16 protein-coding genes are annotated in these 19,348 nt (G+C 48.8%); 7 read left to right on the top strand and 9 right to left on the bottom strand.

What is annotated here, in order from left to right; genetic code table 11:
- Positions 1–22: 22 nt before the first annotated feature.
- The 5 genes from ACYVGO_RS00210 to ACYVGO_RS00230 all read left to right on the top strand — a co-directional run bounded on the left by ACYVGO_RS00210 (position 23) and on the right by ACYVGO_RS00230 (position 4,020).
- Entirely contained in the window at positions 23–1,114 is a 1,092-nt protein-coding gene (locus ACYVGO_RS00210; RefSeq protein ID WP_460966616.1) for a sensor histidine kinase, read from the top strand.
- Entirely contained in the window at positions 1,114–1,926 is an 813-nt protein-coding gene (locus tag ACYVGO_RS00215) for a LytR/AlgR family response regulator transcription factor (protein WP_460966618.1), read from the top strand. The genes ACYVGO_RS00210 and ACYVGO_RS00215 overlap by 1 nt, the downstream gene beginning before the upstream one ends.
- A 56-nt stretch (positions 1,927–1,982) precedes the next feature.
- Complete coding sequence (locus ACYVGO_RS00220) at positions 1,983–2,375, top strand: hypothetical protein (RefSeq protein WP_460966620.1); 393 nt, start codon at positions 1,983–1,985, stop codon at positions 2,373–2,375.
- 222 nt (positions 2,376–2,597) lie between these two features.
- Positions 2,598–3,560, top strand: coding sequence for an extracellular catalytic domain type 1 short-chain-length polyhydroxyalkanoate depolymerase (locus tag ACYVGO_RS00225; protein ID WP_460966621.1), 963 nt, complete (start codon positions 2,598–2,600; stop codon positions 3,558–3,560).
- A 76-nt stretch (positions 3,561–3,636) separates the two neighbouring features.
- The gene (locus ACYVGO_RS00230) at positions 3,637–4,020 is read left to right on the top strand and encodes a hypothetical protein (protein WP_460966623.1); all 384 of its coding nucleotides are present in this window, start codon (positions 3,637–3,639) and stop codon (positions 4,018–4,020) included.
- Positions 4,021–4,065: 45 nt separating this feature from the next.
- On the opposite strand, the gene ACYVGO_RS00235 is transcribed toward ACYVGO_RS00230, so the two are convergent.
- The gene (locus tag ACYVGO_RS00235) at positions 4,066–5,592 is read right to left on the bottom strand and encodes an RtcB family protein (RefSeq protein WP_460966625.1); all 1,527 of its coding nucleotides are present in this window, start codon (positions 5,590–5,592) and stop codon (positions 4,066–4,068) included.
- Between the two features lie 344 nt (positions 5,593–5,936).
- Here ACYVGO_RS00235 and ACYVGO_RS00240 point away from each other — a divergent pair, with 344 nt between their 5' ends.
- On the top strand, positions 5,937–6,986 hold the full coding sequence (locus tag ACYVGO_RS00240; protein ID WP_460966627.1) for a helix-turn-helix transcriptional regulator: 1,050 nt from the start codon (positions 5,937–5,939) through the stop codon (positions 6,984–6,986).
- 119 nt (positions 6,987–7,105) lie between these two features.
- Here ACYVGO_RS00240 and ACYVGO_RS00245 read toward each other — a convergent pair whose 3' ends face one another.
- From ACYVGO_RS00245 to ACYVGO_RS00280, 8 genes are all read right to left on the bottom strand, one after another.
- The gene (locus ACYVGO_RS00245; protein ID WP_460966629.1) at positions 7,106–8,551 is read right to left on the bottom strand and encodes a GDSL-type esterase/lipase family protein; all 1,446 of its coding nucleotides are present in this window, start codon (positions 8,549–8,551) and stop codon (positions 7,106–7,108) included.
- A gap of 87 nt (positions 8,552–8,638) precedes the next feature.
- Positions 8,639–9,466 (bottom strand): alpha/beta hydrolase, encoded by an 828-nt coding sequence (locus ACYVGO_RS00250; protein ID WP_460966631.1) that lies wholly within the window; start codon positions 9,464–9,466, stop codon positions 8,639–8,641.
- A 132-nt stretch (positions 9,467–9,598) separates the two neighbouring features.
- Positions 9,599–10,855, bottom strand: coding sequence for an alpha/beta hydrolase family protein (locus tag ACYVGO_RS00255; protein ID WP_460966633.1), 1,257 nt, complete (start codon positions 10,853–10,855; stop codon positions 9,599–9,601).
- Positions 10,856–10,971: 116 nt separating this feature from the next.
- On the bottom strand, positions 10,972–12,024 hold the full coding sequence (locus tag ACYVGO_RS00260; RefSeq protein WP_460966635.1) for an LLM class flavin-dependent oxidoreductase: 1,053 nt from the start codon (positions 12,022–12,024) through the stop codon (positions 10,972–10,974).
- 236 nt (positions 12,025–12,260) lie between these two features.
- Positions 12,261–12,386, bottom strand: coding sequence for a hypothetical protein (locus ACYVGO_RS00265; protein WP_460966637.1), 126 nt, complete (start codon positions 12,384–12,386; stop codon positions 12,261–12,263).
- A 30-nt stretch (positions 12,387–12,416) separates the two neighbouring features.
- On the bottom strand, positions 12,417–13,367 hold the full coding sequence (locus ACYVGO_RS00270) for an SGNH/GDSL hydrolase family protein (protein WP_460966639.1): 951 nt from the start codon (positions 13,365–13,367) through the stop codon (positions 12,417–12,419).
- A 10-nt stretch (positions 13,368–13,377) separates the two neighbouring features.
- On the bottom strand, positions 13,378–15,885 hold the full coding sequence (locus tag ACYVGO_RS00275; protein ID WP_460966641.1) for a glycoside hydrolase family 95 protein: 2,508 nt from the start codon (positions 15,883–15,885) through the stop codon (positions 13,378–13,380).
- A gap of 64 nt (positions 15,886–15,949) precedes the next feature.
- Positions 15,950–16,882 (bottom strand): AraC family transcriptional regulator, encoded by a 933-nt coding sequence (locus tag ACYVGO_RS00280; protein WP_460966643.1) that lies wholly within the window; start codon positions 16,880–16,882, stop codon positions 15,950–15,952.
- Positions 16,883–17,028: 146 nt separating this feature from the next.
- On the opposite strand from ACYVGO_RS00280, the gene ACYVGO_RS00285 reads away from it, so the two are divergent.
- Complete coding sequence (locus ACYVGO_RS00285) at positions 17,029–19,308, top strand: DUF5703 domain-containing protein (RefSeq protein ID WP_460966645.1); 2,280 nt, start codon at positions 17,029–17,031, stop codon at positions 19,306–19,308.
- The last annotated feature ends 40 nt before the right edge of the window (positions 19,309–19,348 follow it).

Genomic DNA, 19,348 nt, shown 5'->3' on the forward strand with positions numbered 1-19,348 from the left:
TCTTGGACGTATGAATACTCGTATGTCTTGGCGCCAGATTGCCGGGTTTGCATCCGTTATTGTGGCTGTATTAGTTGATTTACCGTTGATCACCTTAACAGCCCGCTCTCGCTGGGTTGGGATGCCGGGTATTCCTGATGCAGGTTTTTCGATGGGTCGTCTATGCTTTCATATTGTATTCACGTTTCTCTTTATTGAACTGAATCGCGTTGTGAAAGACCGGGTCGCGAAAGACCGGGTCACGAAAGACCGGGTCACGAAAGACCGGGTCACGAAAGACCGATATGGGTTAACGGATCAACCCCATCACCCCCGATTTAGTGTATTGAGCTGGTATGCGCTCAACTTCCTGTTATTTCTACTCCTGACTGGTTTATTTGCCTTTGTCTTGTTATCCTGGTATCTAGAGCGACCCATATTAGTAATGGCTACCTCTTATTTTCGGACTTTTTTTGTTTGGGTAACTGCTTTACTCATTGGTAATTTCCTGAACGTATTACAGCAGAACAGACTGATGCAGGCCGAGAACCAACAACTGAAACAACAAAGTTTACAGGCACAACTGGATACGCTCAGAAACCAGTTAAATCCGCATTTTCTGTTTAATTCGCTGAACGCACTTAGCTCGCTCATTCGGGAAGGGGAACCTAAGAGCCAACAGTACCTGGCTAAATTATCGCAGGTGTTACGTTACTCTTTGCAGGTTCAACAACAATCGCTGGTTTCTTTTGCCGATGAGCTCCAATTCACATCTGCGTTTTCCTATCTACTGTCAATTCGATTTGGAAGCAACTTGCACATCAACAATCAATTGCCCACGGATGCTCCCTGGAAGATTCCGCCTATGTCGCTGCAACTGCTGATTGAAAATGCAGTAAAACATAACATCGTTTCTACCAGCCGACCCCTTGCAATTCAGTTGAGTGCGGATGTTGCCAGGGGGTGTATTATTGTGCGTAATACCTATCAGCCCAAGCTCGACCCCTCAGATGGAATGGGAAGCGGGCTTACGAATCTTGACGGTCGATTTCACCTGCTAACTGGCAAGTCGATTCAAATTTTGCGCACGGATGATGAATTTATCGTCCATTTACCCATTATTCCAGCAACCTGATGCGTGTTCTCCTGATTGAAGATGAACAGACAGCGGCTAACCATTTAGCGGCCTTGCTGCACGAACTTGAGCCAGAGGTAACTGTACTCGCTGTCTTTGATAGCATTGAGGAAGGCCAATTACAATGGCCTCAGCTACCCAAGCCCGATCTTATTTTTTCGGACATTCAACTGGCTGATGGACTGTCGTTTACCTTGCTGGAGCAGGTGCCTGTAGCCTGCCCGATCATTTTTACAACGGCCTTTGATGAATATGCAATCCGGGCGTTCCGGCATAATAGTATAGACTACCTACTGAAGCCGATTGAGCGTGATGCTCTACAAGCCAGTCTACAAAAATACCGGTCACTTGCCACACCCGTTGCCGACGAACTGGTTCAGCAGGTAAAAATCCTGTTAAGTGGAAAGACTTTCCTGACTCCCACGTATCGGCAAAGTTTTCTGATTCAGTTTCGCGATAAGTTGCTGCCGCTTAAAGTGGCTGATGTAGCCTATTGTTCCATTGCCGGTGGGGTCGTTTCGGCAACCCTTTTTGATCGCACGACGGACCACCGTGTGACGGACCACCGTGCGACGGACCGCCCACTCAGTTATCCCATCGATCTGAAACTGGAGGACTTGGATGCCCAGCTTGACCCACAACAGTTTTTTCGGGCCAACCGCCAATATATTGTGTCCCGAAACAGTATTCGGGAGGCCGAACTGTATGTCAATGGGCGTCTTCAACTCAAGCTTCAACCGACGCCCAGAGAGCTAGTGTTTATTAGTAAAGAGCGGGTTAGTCTATTTAAAAAATGGATGGAGGACTTTTGACACTAATTTTATTTGTATACTTACGTAGGGTAATTTATACGATTTGTTACTGCTAATTGAACTATACACTCTTTACTAAAAACGATCTGATGGCCTTATCGAAAGAAACCCGGAAGCAAATGGCTCATGCCTTAGCAGGTGTAATTATCAGTATTAAAGGGATTGATAAAATTGAGCATCACCATGAGATAATGGGTTCAGTATTAATAGGTATAGGCGTGGTTATCATCGGCTTAACCATTTATCATCATCGACTGGCAAAGTATATCAAAAGCTTCGATGCGTTGGTGTTTCTGGTTGAGGCTATCGTTTTAAGCATCGTGAGTATTCTGTATTTGCAGGATGGTAAAAAAGCACTGCCCATTGCCTATATAGTAGCCAGCTTAGCGTATTTAGTGGCTGCCTATCGTTCCTACCATCGGGATAAGAAAGCAATATCTCATCATTGATCATAGTAGATTGGTATAACCAGCATTGCCACAGTCAACTTGCTCATTAGCGGTTTAACTGTCCAATTTGTCGTCTTCACCTTTGTTTTTCAGCAGTCACCTCGTCAAAGCGATAGGTTTGTATCGTCTAAATCACCTAACAGACGAACAACTAAAACCAATCTGTGATTATGAAACAACTAGGGAGTATAGATCTGGCAACACGACAAAACTCGTTTTATCATGAGTAAGCTGCTTTATATTATGCTGGCCTTTTGGGCTTCACTTGGACGGTATTCGCCTGTTAACCATTACGTTTCAACTCAACAGTTGGCACCTGTTTCGCCACCAGAACTGAGTGTTCGCGATACGTTGCGGTATGATGAGCAGACGCGAATTTATTGGCTACACCTGCCACCTGCCTACAAGCAACATGATGAGCTGTTGCCCCTGGTTATCGCTTTGCATGGGGGAGGGGGTAGTGGTCAGCAGTTTGAATCACAGTCGAAGCTGAGCGAAAAAGCGGATCAGGAAGGATTTATTACCGTTTATCCGGATGGGCTGCAAAACCCTGGTGTGTTAGGCTTACGCACTTGGAATGCGGGCGCGTGTTGTGGGCAAATTGCGTCGGTTCAGCACAGTGACGATGTGGGGTTTATCCGAAAGCTGATTGATAAACTAGTGGCTACCCGCCGAGTCGATCCTAAGAAAGTATATGCGCTGGGGCATTCCAATGGTGCTATGCTCTGCTACCGGTTAGCCTGTGAGTTACCGGATAAACTGGCGGCTATTGCGGCCAATTCAGGAACTATGCAATTAAAAACTGCCTGTAAACCCAACCGGATCATACCGATTCTTCACATTCATTCGCAACTGGATCGGAATGTGCCGTATACAGGGGGCGTTGGCACGAAAAGTATCAATAAGCAATGGAATTCGCCGGTAGATAGCACCTTGACAGTTTTTGCGCAACTAGCCAGGTGCTCGACCACAAAGGAGACTGTCAAAACCACCGACAAGTACAGCTTTTATAAATGGTCGGGTTGTCAGGATGGGGCTGAAATTCAGTATTACCTGACCACCGATGGAGGCCATTCCTGGCCGGGTGGTACGAAAGCCGTTCGTTTTATTGGCGATGAACCTTCCACAGCCTTCGTCAATAATGACCTCCTCTGGAGTTTTTTTAAGAATTATTCACTTAAGTAACGCGGCCGGGCTGGCGTACCAGCATCTTGTCTGCCAGTCCCGGCCACGCTACGATATTCAAACCAATCAAATCATCATGAAAAGCAATATTGTAACACTCATTCTTTCCGTTTCCCTGATTCTCATTTCTATTGCTTCATTTGCCCAACGTGGTAGTCAACTTGGCACACCCGAAGAGCGAGCTACGCGCCAAACGGCCCGCATGAAAGAAACGCTGAAGCTATCGCCCGAGCAGGAAACTTCCGTGTCTGACATCAATCTTAAGTATGCCAAACAGATGCAATCGGTGATCGAAACTGGTGGGCGAAATTTAAAAACCGCACGGGAAGCCAAATCCATTATGAAAAATAAGGATAAGGAACTGAAGGAGGTTCTGGACAAAGATCAGTTTAAGCAATACCTGACCATTAAAGAGGAGATGATGAATCAGCTAAAAGAACGCCGTCGGCAACGGTCCTGATGCTAAAAATAGAAGCGGTCGAATTGGTTCGACCGCTTCATAGGGTTAATCTTCACGTCCTTCCTTCCGGTTGGCATCGGCCATCCGAACAATTTTGGGCGTGAACTTTGCCAGCACCGAAACCAGGTCGCTTTGCGCGTTGATGACGGTCTCAATGTTTTTGTAAACCATTGGGGCCTCATCCAGGTCCCCGCCAATAAGTTGAATATCGGCTTCTGTTAAGGCTTTGTTCCATTGGGAGCGGGTGAGCGTATTAAACGCCTGGGTTCGCGACATCAGTCGGCCAGCTCCGTGCGAGGCTGAATTCAACGATTCTGCATTGCCTTTTCCCCGCACCACAAAGCCCGGTTGTGTCATCGATCCAGGAATAATTCCCAGCACGTTAGATCCGGCGGGTGTGGCTCCTTTTCGGTGAACAATCACCTCCTGGCCATCGGCCAGTTTCTCCTTCCACGCAAAGTTGTGGTGGTTTTCAACCATCACCAATGGCTTTTCACGTAGGGCTTTTGCCAGTTTTCTATGGATTTCATGATGGTTGGCAGAGGCATACTCGCCCGCTAGATTCATGGCAATCCAGTATGCCTGTCCTTCTTCCGTAGCCAAATCCAGCCAAGCTAAATGGGCAGCCTGTTTGGGTAGTTTGGTTTTCTGCATGGCCAGTTTTGAGTAATAATTGGCCACATTACCCCCAAATCCGCGCGATCCTGAGTGCGATAACAGGGCCAGGTATTCGCCCGATGGCAGATTCAGGAGATCGTCATGAGCATATACCTCCACGATGCCCCACTCCACAAAATGGTTGCCTGTGCCCGAGCTTCCCAACTGCCTATACGCTTTGTCTTTTAAATCGCGGATCACTTTGGTGGCCTGCCATTCGGGTAAATCCATAACGCTCTCGTCGATTTTCTCGCGGGTTTCGCCCCCAATTCCGAATTTGGTTTGCTCCACCAGCGACTTCTTCAATAAATGCGGTTCGCGTTTCAAAAAGGCGGGCGGTAAATCGAAAACCGACAGGCACATTCGGCAGGCAATATCGACCCCAACCGCAAACGGAATGACCGTGTTCGCTTCTGTAGCCAGTACGCCACCAATAGGAAGCCCATACCCTTGGTGGGCATCGGGCATGAGCGCACCCGCTACCGAAATGGGTAGGCTAGCGGCTGTTTCCATTTGTTTTAACGCACCTTCTTCAATCTGCTCACGCCCAAATACAGCATAGGGGAGTGGTCCCGTACGCAGGTCGAAGGTTTGTTCAGCTTGTTCTCCCTGAGCGGTTACCACATACGGTGCTGGGTCAGGAGGCAGGTACGTTACGCCTGTCTCGCTCAGTGGAACGGCTATACCCTGTTTGTTCAACGCATAGATCGACTGGGCCAGATTAGTGACCTTGTTTTTAGAGTAAGCGTACTTTTTAGGATTCTGGAGCATCTGCGCCAGCAAGCCCATTACTTTTTCTTTAGGGTATCCGGCCCGTTGTACCAGGCCATTTGCCACGCGAAGAAACGTTCCCTGCAACTGATCGGGGATTGGCCCCAATGTTAATAGATCGTCTAGTGAAATTGGTGTTTCCATTGTCTTTTACTGTTGTGCTGGAACGCTGATTTTTAGGATGATTATAATTTAGGCCAATCAATAAATTAGCCTAAAATTGTAGTTTATCAGGACAGATCGTATTGATCCTAAAAATCAGCGTTCTATTGCTGTTAAGTCAACTTCCCCACGGCGATTCGAAGGATGATTAACTTTATGACTCAAAGGTTACTGGTTATTGCGCAGTCTTTTTGCGTAGTTCGGTACTTTTTTTCATTTTTCTGAAAAAAGCGAAGACTTAGTCGATACACTGAATAAACTGACCAGCAACCAGACCTCGTAAATCGTAACGGGGCCACCCGCGCGGTCAAAAGTCGTAAATCAATATGCCTGCTAACCGAAATGCCCTTGTACGCTACAAAACGCTGGATGCCTGCCTACGCAATCGGATGCGCAAATGGGCACTCGATGACCTGATTGAAGCGGTTTCAGAAGCCCTTTATGAGTACGAAGGCATCGACAAAGGCATCAGCCGGCGTACCGTTCAGGCTGACCTTCAACTGATGCGAAGCGATAAGCTGGGTTACTTTGCTCCCATTGTTGTACTGGATAAAAAATACTATACCTACGAAGACCCGAACTACAGCATTACCAACATTCCGCTGTCGGACGGCGACTTGTCACGGATGAACGAAGCCGTAGAGGTTTTAAAGCAATTTAAAGGATTTTCGCATTTTACGGCACTTAACGAAGTGGTCCAGAAGCTGGAAGATCATGTGTATTCAACGGCCCAGAAGTCGGTGCCGGTTATTGATTTTGAGAAAAACGAGCACCTCAAAGGGCTTCATTTTCTGGACGAGCTGTATCAGGCGGTTATCCAGAAGCGGACTCTCCAGATTGAATACCAGTCCTTTTCCGCGCGGCTATCACAAACCTTTTGCTTTCATGTCTGGTGGCTGAAAGAGTTTAAAAACCGCTGGTTTGCCGTTGGCGTGCGCGATGGTAAAGGGTATCTCATGAACCTGGCGCTTGATCGGATGCTCTCTATTCGTGTTGACCCTGAGGTTGACTATGTATGTAATCAGAGCATCGACCCTAATGCACATTATCACGACGTGATTGGCGTATCGGTCAGCGAGAATCTACGGCCTATTAACGTGAAGTTATTTGTTAATCGGCTGCATGCCCCCTATGTTGAAACTAAACCGCTTCACCATTCGCAGCACGTTGTGGAGCGAACGGAACAGGGCATTGTTATTCAACTTCGGGTACAGCATAATTTTGAGCTGGAGAAGGAGATTCTGGGCTTCGGTGAGGGCATGCACGTACTTGAGCCTGAACGACTTCGGCGGGTTATTCAGAAACGATTACAGGCTGGGCTGGATGCCTATAAAGTTGTAGGGACTGATAATACCCCACCCAACCCCTCCCCTTGAAATAAGGGAAGGGGCTAAAGTTGGTTACCCCCGTTCTTGCTTGGCTTTACCAAGCAAGAACGGGGGCCGCTGCCGTGAGGTCAAATGTCATGAACCAATTACTTCGAACCAACTGCCGCTTATTGAGCAAAAGACACATACTGCCCTGCCGATTTTAAAATGAACACAACTATGGGTGTTGGGTTAGGCAGGCTGTGTGGGTGGTGGTTGACGCCGGGTTTATGGATAACGGTGATGTTGCCGCCCAACGCTACCACTTGTTTTTCAAACGGTTCGGTATTTTCGCTGACAGGTACGGCATCGTCGGCATCACCTACAATGTGTAGCATTGGGAAGTTCCCTTTTACAATCTGCGCCACCCGGTCTAAGGGATTCCCGTTGAAGTTAACTGCTTCCTCCTCTGTGGTGAATCCGTAATCTTTCTTGAAAATCTCCCAATCGCTTGGGCTGCCCTTGCTTTTTCCTTTGCCACCCGGCCAGCTTTTTAGGTCCAGAACAGGCGCATCGACATACACACAAGCTACTTTCTTCGGATTTTCAACAGCCCAGTTGTACGCATAGATACCACCCCGGCTTAAGCCTTCCAGACTTACTTTATCAGATAGGCCAGCTTTGTGCAGGTACTTGTAAAATTTGTTCCAGAGCGAAACGGCTTCCGCATTGCCAAAGAGTTCGGCCACATCGCAATACACCAGATGAAAACCACGATCCAGCAAGGCAATATCGGTCTGTGGCTCATGTCCCCAGAAACGCGCCCGCCAGATCCAGGGTTTTCCGGCGGCCACAACACGCGGTTTAACTACCTTACAGGCTCTGCCTTCGAAGGTGAAATCGGCACAATCATACCCGTAGAAAGAGGAGACCGTCATGGGCTCTTTGATTTTCGGGAAGATGTCAAAATTCGGTTGTGTTTTCAGCGTAACCGCTTCGTACAAACGCCGGGCAATGGTGGTCATCACAGGAGCGGATGGGTGCAGTTTATCGGGGAATAAAAGGCTGTCGGTTACGGTCAGGGCGTGTAAGTCGATCAACTCCAGCTTTTCCTCGAAAGCCACTTGTTGAATGCGGGGAATTATCAGTTTCCTGATGGCAGCATCGACCTGGCGGGTAGTATCGGTCAGAAACGACGTTACGGGCAGTAGTAGAATGATGCGGGGATTGGAAGGCAGGGTTTTGAACGACTGAATCAGCGATTTATAATCACCTACAAACTGGTCGATTTTCAGGCGATACGGTAACCGGCTATCATTGGTGCCAAGTTTAATGAACACAATGGTTGGGTTGCTTTTCAGCGCTTCTTTGTATTGCTCCGTCGCCGTATAGGCACTTGGCGTATCCCGAAGCAGAGTTCGGCCACTCACGCCAAAATTCATCACTTCGTAGCCAGCCCCAAGCAGGTTTTGAAGCTGGGCGGGATAGGAATCCTGTTCCCGGTTTTTAAGGGTAGCTCCGTAGGTAATGCTATTGCCCACGCAGGCGATCCGAATTGTCTGTTGGGCGTAGACTGATACGGACAATAAGAAAAATAGGAGAAACGAAAATCGGTAGCAGGTGGGAAAGATCATATAAGTGCAATTTGTAGAGCCGACCGTCCCGGTCGGTTGTGAAGTTAACGAGTTCGCTACCGACCGGGACGGTCGGCTCTACACCCGTTATTCCCGTTTCTGTTTGTCGAAATACTGCCGCATAAACAGCAATTGATACGTTACCGCATTAGCCCAGTAATTCCAGTTATGAGCGCCGGGGCGGGTGATGTAGTCGTGGGCAATATTGCGCTCCAATAATTTGTCGTGGAGGTTGTTATTGACCCGGAAGAAAAAATCGTCGGTGCCACAGTCAACGATTAGCGACAGAGCTCCCGGTGTGAGCAAATGGAGCAGATTAATAACCGTATTTTGCTCCCATCGTTCGGGAAACTGGGCGTAGGTTCCCAATCGTTTCGCCATGTCCCAGTTATTCGGAAACGGGCGAATATCGACGCCACCACTCATGCTGCCCGCTGCCCCGAACACATCCTGATGCCGGAACGCGAGGTATAATGCACCATGTCCGCCCATACTCAGGCCTGTAATAGCGCGCGCCTGCCGGTTTTTAATGGTTTTGTAATGGGTGTCTACCCACGACACCAGTTCGCTGGCTACGTAGGTTTCGTACTTAAAGGCAGGGTCAATCGGACTATCGAAATACCAGCTACCGAAGTTGCCATCGGCGCAAACAACAATGAGTTGTTGCGCGTCCACAATCTGGCCAAGATTCGGTACTTTTTTAGCCCAATCGCTGTAATTGCCGCTGTAACCGTGCAGCAGGTAAACCACCGGAAACTCACTACCCAGCGTGTACGACTCTGGAGTCATGATTACAGCTTTAATCGTCTTTTTCATCGACGGGCTATAAGTAGACACCGTATCGATCTTAGCTGCGTGGCTAAGGTTGGCTAGTGATAAAAGGCTAATGATGAGGAATGTACGAAGGGCATTCATATTGGTTTGATAAAATAGAGGGTAAAGTAGGAAGATTCGTAAAGTAGTTGACTATTTAGTGGGATGGATAATTTGTACAAAAAAATGACAAAATAGCTGTTTTTATGTCTCTACCAGTGCCAGATTGCCTCGTTACTTTTTGATGTGTTTATCCATAAAGTCTAAGTACTGTGCCCAGTCGTAGTTGGTAACGTCATGACCGCCGGGGCGGATATGATAACCGATCTGCCCTTGCACAGACTGATGTAAAGGCGGTAGTTGAGCCGTTGGTAATCCTGTCGTTCCTAGAAATTGGTAGACTGCACTGGCGGCTTTCGCTCCGTCAAATTCACCTTCGGGATCAGAGCCTTTGTCTTGCTCCGCACTCGCCACATAGACTGGACGGGGCGCAACCAGTGAAATTACCAGGTGCTGGTCGAAGGGGAGGAGGGTATCCTGATCCATGTACTTCCTGAAATTACCCGCGTACCAATGCGGAAAGACTGTGCAGAGCCGCCGGATGTTTTCGCCTACGCCCCGATGGAATAGTTTGGCACCGCCTGCCCCCGATTCATGGCTGATAACCAGTGCAAACCGTTCATCTGTAGCGCCTGCCCAAAGAGCCGCTTTGCCCAGTCGCGACCAGCCAAAGACGGCGACCCGTTTGGCATCAATACGTTTATCGGTTTGCACATAATCCATAATCCGACTCAAGCCCCACGCCCAGGCGGCAACCGTTCCAAAATTATCCCCCCGATTCTGGAGTTCAGGGTACAGCGTATGAACGCCCGTTGTGAATTTCATGGCTGGTTCATCAGACGCAATGTCTTCCCGGTAAGCGGTCACGAGTGCATATCCCCGTTCCAAAATACTGTCGATGGGCCATTGGCGAGCATTGATGCCCCGGCAGGCTTCGGTTGATCGGTGGTTGACTACACAGGAAACATCAATGTACGGATTCCCCCGGTTCGACTCCATCCAGCTTGGCGAAATGCGAATGCCGGGATCGGAATTAATGCTGTGGTTACCCCAAAAATTCAACCCGACGATGGCTGGAACGGGCCCTTTCACCTGATTGGGAATGTAGATCAACACATCCATTCGGGGACCTTCATGCTTTCCATTAAAATAGACGGCCACCTGTTTCCGCGTTGCTTTTCCACCCAGTGCTTTCGGGTCGGTATCAAATACCTCGAACGTCATACCCGATGGTTTACTGGGCGAGTGCCCATACATCTCATTCGCAAAACGTTCCAGTAATTCCGGTCGTCGTTGAGATCGCCATTCGTTCGCACTGGTTACCCGCTTGCCGTTATTGAGCATCAATGGGTCGGGCAACGGGTGCTTCTGGGCAAGCAGGGGCAGGGCTACCCCATAAAGCAGAGAATAGAAGAGGATTGTTTTTAGCATTCCGGGAGGTAAGGTTAAACTGGAATGATAGAACGCTGATTGTTATGATCCTTTTGATTAATCATGATTTTTTGCCATTATTTTTAAATCATCACTCGTCATAAAAATCATGATAATCAGTGGTCTATCGTTGTTTTCTGCGCCAGTGCCTTCCGAACCTCGGGCGCTACTTTGGTGCCGAATAATTCGATGGCGTGGAGCATTTTGGTATGCGAGAGATCGGGTCCACTGATCATCTGAGCCAGATAACGGGTATTGCCGAACAATTCATGAAAGTACAGAATCTTGTCGATGAGTTGCTGGGGACTACCCACCATTAGTGGGCCGTATTCGCGACCGTACTCGAACTGATCTCTGGTAATGGGTGACCAGCCGCGTTCTTTTCCAACCCGATTCATCAGCAGAGCATAAGTCGGGAAAAACTCGTCCGAAGCCTGTTGCGATTCGTCGGACATATAAAAATGAGAATTGATGGCCAGTTGAAGTTTGCTCACATCATGCCCTGCTCGTTGAGCCGCCTGCCGGTATAGGTTGACAAACGAAACGAACCGATCTGGCGGGCCGCCCAGAATGGCCACGGTCATGGGCAGATTCATCGTACCTGCCCGAACGGCTGAGGCAGGTGTACCGCCAACGGCCAGCCAGATGGGGAGGGATTCCTGATAGGGGCGGGGATAAACGCCCAGATGCTGTATGGAAGCCCTATGTTTACCGACCCAATCGACAACTTCGTGCTGATTGATAGTAACCAGCAGATCCAGTTTTTCGGTGAACAGCTCATCGTAATCCCGTAAATCATAGCCAAACAAGGGGAAGGATTCAATGAATGACCCGCGCCCAGCCATAATTTCGGCCCGCCCGTTCGAAATAAGATCCAGCGTGGCAAAGTTCTGAAATGTCCTGACCGGATCGGCAGAACTTAGTACCGTAACGGCGCTGGAAAGCTTTATTGTTTTGGTGATCGTAGCCGCAGCGGCCAGAATCACTTCGGGGGCAGAGATGACGAAATCGGGGCGGTGGTGTTCCCCCAGGGCGAAGACATCCAGACCAACTTCATCGGCCAATTTTATTTCTTCGAGAAGCTCCTGCATACGCTGATGTGCATTCACCGCTTTACCGGCTACGCCATCCGGCCGAACATCGCCAAAACTACTGATTCCTAATTCCATGATTGGTTATTGCTGATATGCTGTTACAATCGCTTTAAACCCGAATACGGTTCCCAACACGTGAATGGATGGTGGATAATGGATAATGGGTAATGAATAGTGAGTAATGGATAGTAAGCAATGAATAATTGATAATGTACAATGAATAATGAATATGTTGAGGCTGTCCATTATTCATTGTACATTATCAATTATCCATTGCTTACTATCCATTACTCACTATTCATTCACTTAACTTACCGATATTTCTTCAGGAATTTAAGCTGTGTACTGACCTGCTTTAGCCATTCCCGTGCCATCAGTTCATGGGCAAACACAGTCGGGTGAATGCCATCCTTAATGCCGATTAATATACTCAGCACATCGGGTTTGAGGTCGTGTTGTGGATATCTCTATTTTACCACTGACCGAATTTTTTCCTCCAATTCATCATAACGTTTTCGGGCTTCTGTTAGTGGAATTCCCTGGCGCATTTCAGGGCGCTTATGGCCAGTAGCACTAAGCCAGGCATCTTTCATAATGGCTTGTCGTTCGCTTACCAGCTTCAGGATGTCTTCCCCATGAGGGGTGACCAATAGCGCCGTGTGTATATCGGAAGTATTCGCTACGTTCTCGCCGAGGTAGTTTAATGCCGCTTGTGCCATTAGCCAGTGGCCTTCGTCGCCGGGGTGAACGCCATCGTTGGCCAGCTTAAAAGAAGGGTCTATCTTTCGCTTTTCTTCCAGATAACGCTTCATGGGGAAATGAATGTCTGCCACTTCCCATTTTAATGAATCCCGTTGTGCGAGCAGCCATTCGGCATACTTGTCCAGGGTCAGGTTATATCCTTGTGTACCCAGTTTTTTGTCATCATGAACGGGGGGAGTCAGGAAGATAATCCGTTTTGCCCCAATCTTTTCCAGCTCGGTGTGTAACCATTTTTGGCCTTCGCGGTAAGGACGGAAGCGCGCTTCATCAAGTGGGAGATAAATGCCATCGTTCATGCCATAGCAGGCAAAAACGACATCGGGCCTGGTTTGTTCCAGTACTCTGGCCAGCCGTTCGTGCAGATCAGGGCGGGGGAATCGGCCATCGGCATGATTCGGTTCACTCAGGCCGGAGACCGTTTCACTTGGCAGACCAACATTGATGAATTCGAAGGATTGGGTTGGATAGTGGGCAATAAAATAAGCCTCAATAGCTGTGACATACGTACCCGCATACGTAATGCTATTCCCCAGAAACAGGATACGCCTGGTATCTTTCGGGAAGGGCGCAGTGGTTTGTGCCGATGCAAAGGCGGCTGAAATGAGGAGGTAACAGACTAGGATAAAGCGGTTTATAGATGGTTTGTATCGTTCCATGGCCTTTTCCTTATTTATTGCCGCCAGTACCTGCATTCACCAACGTATAACTTTTCCCGGCCTGTGTATCGAATTCAACCAACTGAGTTTCGGCAATAACAACGGGTTGAATCGCCGTTGCTTTGGGTGAAATCAGCGGTTTGGGAATACCATCAATGGCGTAGAGTGGATTTGGGTTAGGCCCCTGCGCCAGAGCAACTTCAAGGCCATCTGCACGTAGAGAGTTAGGCAAACGCAGGCGACAGTTACCACCCAGATTTGACTTGATAACCACTTTAGCCACTTTGCCATCTTTCCATTCCAGGGAAACGATCTCGAATCCCCCCCGCGCTCTAATTCCCGAAATATGGCCATTTCTCCAGCCGTCGGGCAAGGCGGGGAGGAGATGAATGGCACCTTCGTGACTTTGCATTAGCATTTCGGTAATGCCTGATGTGCAGCCAAAATTACCGTCGATCTGAAAAGGCGCATGGGCATCGAACAGGTTGTTGTACGTACCACCTCCGCCTTCGTTGAGGCCAACGGGCGTAAGCTGGTTCTGGATTAGTTTGTAAGCATGATTACCATCCTGCATCCGTGCCCACCAGTTTACTTTCCAGCCCATGCTCCAGCCGGTCGAAATATCCCCGCGCTGGATAAGCGTTGTTCGGGCCGCACTGAATAAGTCTGGGTTTCGGTAGGGAGAAATCTGCTGCGAAGGGAATAGGCCGTAGAGGTGAGAAATGTGCCGATGTTTGTCCTTTGGGTCGTCTAAATCCTCAATCCATTCCTGCAACTGGCCATGCTGACCTATTTGCATGGGCGGGAGCCGCTGCCGAACAGCAAGCAAGGTGTCAACAAATCGGTCATCCTTGTTCAATGTCCGGGCGGCTCGCATGGCTACTGTCAGCATATCGTATACAATCTGATTGTCCATTGTGCAGCCCGCATCGAATGAAACCCCTTTTCGGAAATCCGGCGCATTTTCAGGCGACGTGCCAGGGTTGATGACCAGGTACTTACGTTTGGGATCTTCTACCAGATCATCGACAAAAAAGGTGGCAGCACCTTTCAAAATCGGATAGATTGATGCCAGGTATTTTTTATCGCCGGAATACAGATACCGCTCCCATAAGTGTTGCGAAAGCCAGGCTCCGCCCATGCTCCATACGCCCCAGTAAATGGCATCGACCGGGCCGGTAATTCGCCATAAATCCGTATTGTGGTGGGCCATCCAACCTCTGGCTCCATACATGACTCGTGCGGTTTCCGGTCCTGTTTCGGCAAGCTCCCGGACCATCTGCAACAAAGGCTCGTGCATCTCGCTCAGGTTGGTTTTTTCGGCAGGCCAGTAATTCATCTGGGTGTTGATATTGATGGTGTACTTACTGTCCCAGGGCGGGTCCATGCGGTCGTTCCAGAGCCCTTGCAGCGTAGCGGGTTGCGTATGTAAGCCGTCGCCGGTATGCAGGGTGGCATCAGGCTGTGAGGATGAAATGAGTAAATACCGACCAAACTGATAATACAGGCTTACCAGTTGCGGATCGTTGGCCTTGGCAAATTCCTTCAGCCGTACATCCGTAGGTTTACGAATCGCATCTGTGCTGCCGAGATCGATTTTTACCCGGTTGAAATAGGTTTGGTAGGCACGTATATGTTCGTTCAGTACTTGCAGATAGGGCTGTTTTGTGGCAGCAGCCAGGTATTTTTCAGACCGTTTAATGGCATCAGCGCTCAGATCGTGATAGTTCACGTAATTAGTGGCGATGGAAATCGTGATCAGGGCCGAGTTCGCCTGTCGAACCTGAAGGGTCGAATCGGTGATTGATAAGGTACCGCCTTCGGTTTGGATATGCGCAATGCCGTTGAATCGAACCTTTCCGTCCACACCTTCATGGCCTGCCGTCATGCCATTGATGACCAGCCCGTTTTTTTGAGTGGCGATAATCGCATTTTTCTGCAAAGTCGATAAACCCGCCGTAAACGAAATCATTCCGGTTTTATCTGCCGACAGCCGAACCAGGATTGTTTGAGCCGGCACAGAGGCAAACACATTACGGGTGTAGTTTACGCCATTAACCGTATAGGTAGTTGTTGCTATGGCGTTCTCAATATCTAGTTCACGGTAGTAGTTGGTATAGGTTTCGTGACCGGGAAAGTGCAACCGTAAATTACCCACAGGCTGATACATCTGCCCGTTCGATTTTTTTGACTGCATCGTCTGTTCGGCCAGTTTCTGCGCTTCCCGCTGTTTTCCGGCGAAGACTAACTGCCTGATTTCGGGCAGGGAAGCCAGGGCATCGGGGTTATCGTTGCGGTTGGGACTGCCTGTCCAGACCGTGCTTTCATTTAATTGAATCGTCTCATTGGCTACGTTGCCGTAAACCATAGCACCCAATCGGCCATTACCAATGGGCAGGGCATCGGTCCAGACGGTATTGGCGGGTTTATCATACCATAATTTTAATGGAACTGGGCTTTGAGCAAAGGCCGAAACGGCGAAGAGTACGGCTGTGAGTAGGGAGAATAACGTCTTCATTGACTAGTAAAGGCTTTTGTCTTTGCTAGCTACTTGATGCGTCTGTACGAGCTGGGTTAGGGGTCTACATATGCCAGGCCGTTTCGCGATACTGACCGGGTGGACTACCAAATCGACGTTTAAACAGCCGGGAGAAGTAATAGATACTCGGAATGCCAACCGATTCGGCAACGCTTTTTAGGGCCATCGAAGATGTCATCATCAGGCGTTGTGCCCGCTCCAGTCGTTTGTTGATCAGGTAATCCATGGGACGGATACCTACAATGCTCAGAAATAAACGGGAGAAATAATCAGCATTCAAGTTCGCCTTCCGGGCTAGTTGCTCCACGGTTAATTTTTCGTGGAGATGACTGTCGATGTATTGCAAGACCGATGCTAGTTGATGAAACCCCTTGGCCCGCTGTTGGTCTTTATCGTTCTCTGCGCCTAAAAAGCGGGAAAATAGTTGGAGCAGGATACCATGCGTTTCAACATACGCACTCATCGACTGAGTTGATTTTGGCTGATTAAAGGGTAACACTTCCGGCCGATTATCATAGGCCTTAGGGTCTGATTCGGTAATCGCTCGGCCGGGATTCTGGGCTAAAAGCCGCTCCATCAGGGCGTAGTCAATCGGACTGGCTTCGACCTCATAGGCCATTGATTTTAGGTCGTAAATCGACAAACCTTCCTGTAATTCATCGAAGAAACTGATATAATATTGCTCCAGAAACTGGTCGCAGTGGTAACGGCTGTAGGTGAAGCTGGGAATGAGATAGAGGTGCCCCGGTTTCAGAATAAACTTCTGACCATTATGCAAAACCCAACCCTCGCCAGCCGTAATCAGGTAAAGCCGGGAGAAGGGGCTGATTACGTTGTCGTACTGCCAGCGAGAATCCAACTGGATAAAGCCCATATGCAGAAGACTCAGTTGCAGACTTTTGATGATATCAAACACAGATAGTAAGAGTCGGTAAACAGTGAAAGTCGGAATCGTGTAAAAGAAAGCCGTTATCATGAATTTACTAATGACGATAGAACGCAGATCTTTATGATTCCGGGCACCGGTGCGGCTAAGATCAATTATGATTTTTAGGCGTGTTTCTGGATTTTTGACATCATTATTAAATCATACAGATCATAAAAATCTGCGTTCCATCCACCATGAACTACATTCTCTGGAGCCTATTGCTAATTTTCACTGGTTATTTGCCAGGATCAGCGCAGCCCGTAATCTGGACGAGCCAGAGCAAAAACTCGTCGGAGTCGATGCCTTGTGGTGGTGGCGATATTGGGTTAAATGTATGGGTGGAAAAAGGTGACGTACTGTTCTATTTATCCAGAAGTGGCACATTCGATGAGAACAACGCCATGCTCAAACTCGGACGTGTGCGGCTGAAATTATCGCCCAACCCGTTTACCGGAACCGATTTTAAGCAGGAGCTAAAGCTGACCGAAGGGGGCGTAACGATAAGCGGAGCCAACACGCAGGTTAACCTCTGGGTCGATGTATTACGGCCTGTGGTGCATGTGGCTTTGCAAAGTACCAAACCCGTTAGCCTAACAGCCGCTTATGAATCTTGGCGATACGAAGACCACGTTGTGCAAGGCACTGAATTCAGAACAAACTCCTATAAAGCCCCGCAGAAATTCGACGTCATAACGCGGAAAGATGACATTGCTTTTCAGGACAACGAGGTATTGTTTTATCATCGAAACCGGAGTGATGTCGAGAATATTTTCGATTATACCGTGCGGCTGGAAGGCATGGACTCGGTGAAAGGAAAGTTGTTTAACCCGTTGAACAATAACACGTTTGGTGGGTTGATGCGGGGGCATGGTATGAAGCCTGTTGGAACAGATACGGGCACCTATGCACACGCGCCTTTCAGGGCCTGGAGGATCGCTACCGCAAAACCAGTACGTTCGCAGGAGATTGAAATAGGGCTTAACGTTGCCCAAACTACGACGCTTGATGAGTGGAAGGCTGGGTTAACCAGGATCATGAACGAGGCTGACCGGACGAAAAAAACGGCGCAGCAAACCAGCCGCGACTGGTGGCAGCAATTCTGGAATCGGAGCTATATTTCGATTGACAGCAAAGACTCAGCAGTGGCTGCGATCTCCCGAAATTATCAACTGTTTCGCTATCAGTTGGGCTGCAATGCCTACGGAAAATGGCCGACTAAATTCAACGGCGGCCTGTTCACCTTCGACCCGGAATACGTCGATGCCAAATACGCGTATTCACCCGATTTTCGACTTTGGGGCGGAGGCACCATGACGGCTCAGAATCAGCGGCTGGTCTACCATCCGATGCTGAAAAGCGGGGATTTCGACATGCTAAAGTCGCAGTTCGATTTTTACCTCCGAAATCAGACCAACGCTGAGCTTCGGAGTCAGGTGTACTGGCAGCATAATGGGGCCTGCTTTACGGAACAAATTGAAAATTTCGGATTGCCGAATATCACCGAATACGGCACGAAACGCCCCGACGGCTACGATCCCGGCATGGAATACAACGCCTGGCTGGAGTATGAGTGGGACACCGTGTTTGAGTTTTGCCTGATGATGCTGGAAACTGAGCGTTACGAAGGTCGCGACATTACCGAGTACGTTCCGTTCATTGAAAGTTGCCTGACGTTTTACGATGAGCATTACCAGCAACTGGCGAAAAAGCGAGGAATCCGACCTTTCGATGCACAGGGACACTATATTCTGTATCCGACTTCGGCCTGTGAAACGTACAAAATGACCTATAATTCGGCGACGGTGATTTCGGCCCTTAAGGTAATTCTGGGCCGAATGCTGGAACTGCCTGACAAGTACCTGGATACGAAACAGCGCGAAAAATGGGGAACGATGTTAAAACGGATTCCACCACTTCCGTTTCAGGACTATGATGGACATAAGACATTAGCGCCCGCTGTAGCCTGGGCCCGAATCCAAAACTCCGAATCGCCACAACTGTATCCAGTCTATCCGTGGGGCATTTACGGCCTTGGGAAACCCGATTTAGACATAGCCATCAATACCTGGAACTACGATACACTAGTCGTTAAATACCGGAGTCACGTTGGCTGGCGGCAGCATAACATTTTTGCCGCTCGCCTGGGCCTTACAGAAGAAGCCGCCAGCCTAACCAAACTGAAATTCAAAAACTCATCGCACAGATTCCCGACGTTCTGGGGTCCCGGCTTCGACTGGACACCCGATCATAACTGGGGTGGTTCGGCCATGATCGGTTTGCAGGAAATGCTGATGCAAACCGATGGAAAAACCATCCGGCTGCTCCCCGCCTGGCCTAAGGACTGGAACGTAACATTCAAACTACACGCGCCTTACAACACGATTGTAGAAGGGCGTGTGGTGAGTGGCAAGGTTGAGAAGTTGATCGTTACCCCGCAGGAACGGGCTAAGGATGTGATTTTGCCGAATGGCTAATTGACGATTTTCTTCGTTTTTTTGTCATCTCGACGTAAGG

The sequence above is a fragment of the Spirosoma migulaei genome, from assembly GCF_054776855.1.

Coding starts and splice junctions, on each gene's coding strand:
- ACYVGO_RS00245 (WP_460966629.1), bottom strand. CDS start 8,551: ATGATCTTTCCCACCTGCTACCGATTTTCGTTTCTCCTATTTTTCTTA.
- ACYVGO_RS00230 (WP_460966623.1), top strand. CDS start 3,637: ATGAAAAGCAATATTGTAACACTCATTCTTTCCGTTTCCCTGATTCTC.
- ACYVGO_RS00280 (WP_460966643.1), bottom strand. CDS start 16,882: ATGATAACGGCTTTCTTTTACACGATTCCGACTTTCACTGTTTACCGA.
- ACYVGO_RS00210 (WP_460966616.1), top strand. CDS start 23: ATGTCTTGGCGCCAGATTGCCGGGTTTGCATCCGTTATTGTGGCTGTA.
- ACYVGO_RS00240 (WP_460966627.1), top strand. CDS start 5,937: ATGCCTGCTAACCGAAATGCCCTTGTACGCTACAAAACGCTGGATGCC.
- ACYVGO_RS00235 (WP_460966625.1), bottom strand. CDS start 5,592: ATGGAAACACCAATTTCACTAGACGATCTATTAACATTGGGGCCAATC.
- ACYVGO_RS00255 (WP_460966633.1), bottom strand. CDS start 10,855: ATGCTAAAAACAATCCTCTTCTATTCTCTGCTTTATGGGGTAGCCCTG.
- ACYVGO_RS00250 (WP_460966631.1), bottom strand. CDS start 9,466: ATGAATGCCCTTCGTACATTCCTCATCATTAGCCTTTTATCACTAGCC.
- ACYVGO_RS00260 (WP_460966635.1), bottom strand. CDS start 12,024: ATGGAATTAGGAATCAGTAGTTTTGGCGATGTTCGGCCGGATGGCGTA.
- ACYVGO_RS00270 (WP_460966639.1), bottom strand. CDS start 13,367: ATGGAACGATACAAACCATCTATAAACCGCTTTATCCTAGTCTGTTAC.
- ACYVGO_RS00225 (WP_460966621.1), top strand. CDS start 2,598: ATGAGTAAGCTGCTTTATATTATGCTGGCCTTTTGGGCTTCACTTGGA.
- ACYVGO_RS00275 (WP_460966641.1), bottom strand. CDS start 15,885: ATGAAGACGTTATTCTCCCTACTCACAGCCGTACTCTTCGCCGTTTCG.
- ACYVGO_RS00285 (WP_460966645.1), top strand. CDS start 17,029: ATGAACTACATTCTCTGGAGCCTATTGCTAATTTTCACTGGTTATTTG.
- ACYVGO_RS00215 (WP_460966618.1), top strand. CDS start 1,114: ATGCGTGTTCTCCTGATTGAAGATGAACAGACAGCGGCTAACCATTTA.